The sequence below is a fragment of the Novosphingobium sp. HR1a genome (genome assembly GCF_015594425.1).
GTDB classification, from domain to species: Bacteria; Pseudomonadota; Alphaproteobacteria; order Sphingomonadales; family Sphingomonadaceae; genus Novosphingobium; species Novosphingobium resinovorum_A.
Map to the genome: position 1 here is coordinate 1 of NZ_JABXWS010000150.1, position 970 is coordinate 970.

The 970-nt window shown below is 61.9% G+C and carries 2 protein-coding genes; both read right to left on the reverse strand.

The annotated features are described in order from the left end of the window. Positions 1–769 (reverse strand): transposase (locus HWN72_RS30740; protein WP_211152331.1); only part of this gene is annotated, 769 nt, incomplete at its 3' end. Between the two features lie 41 nt (positions 770–810). Further along, a complete protein-coding gene (gene tnpB / locus HWN72_RS32130; protein WP_375154557.1) occupies positions 811–966 on the reverse strand; it encodes an IS66 family insertion sequence element accessory protein TnpB in 156 nt (51 codons plus the stop codon). Positions 967–970: the final 4 nt, after the last annotated feature.

Sequence of the window (970 nt, forward strand, 5' to 3'; positions counted from 1 at the left end):
GAAGCCGCAACTTCAGGGCGTCAAAGATGCGATGCAGGTGCCTCTCGCTCGAAGCAATCACCCAACGGCCCAGTGCACCGCGGCTGACAGGTACCCCTGCGCGCTCGAAGGTTTGCGCCAGACGATACAGCGGTGTGCCATCGACGTATTTATGAACAAGGGCAAAGGCCAGCGTCGAGGCCGTGGCAATGCTGCCCGGCAAGGGCTGTGCGGGCATCGGCGCAATGACAATCGGCGTGGCGATCCCGGTGCGGTCACAATTGCGGCATGCATATTTGGCGCGGGCATTCTGAAGAACCGTGGCCTTCACCTCGATGTGAAGCTGCTCGGTTACCACTTCCCCCATGCGATGCATCCGTTCGCTGCAGCACGGGCAGACCTTCTGGTCGTCGGCGAGGTCATACTCGACGCGCTGGCGCGGCAGGTCGGCAGGAAGTGCCTTGCGCCCGCGCTTCTTCCCTTCTGGCTTTCTCGCCTCCGGCAATCCCGTGTCGGGAAGATCGGCGGCGACCGGCTCATCGACGTCGTCGTGTCCATCGTCGGTATCGTCCTCCAGGAAGGCCTGCTCGGCTTCATTGAAGACACGATCCAGGTGCTTTTCGCTGCGCGGCGCAAAGCGGTGCAACCGCGCCAGCGCCAGTTCCTCCTCAAGCTTCAGGATGCGCCGGGCAAGAGAGTCTCTCTCGGCCGCCAATGCCTCGACTTCAGCGGCTTTCGTCGCCAGAAGCGCCATCAATTCCGCAATAGTGGGGACGCCGCCTCGATCCATCGCAGTCTTGAATCGAAAGCCCGTTCCCGCGTCAACGGCCTTCAACCGACAAACTGATATTGCCGCACCGGATGAGGGACCATCGCGTCAATATCGATCCCGTCGAGCAGCCATCGCAATTGCTCCGCGGTGAGCGCCACCACCGTTTCCGCTCGTTTGGGCCATCGGAACTTGTCCTGCGTCAACGCCTTGAGCACCAAT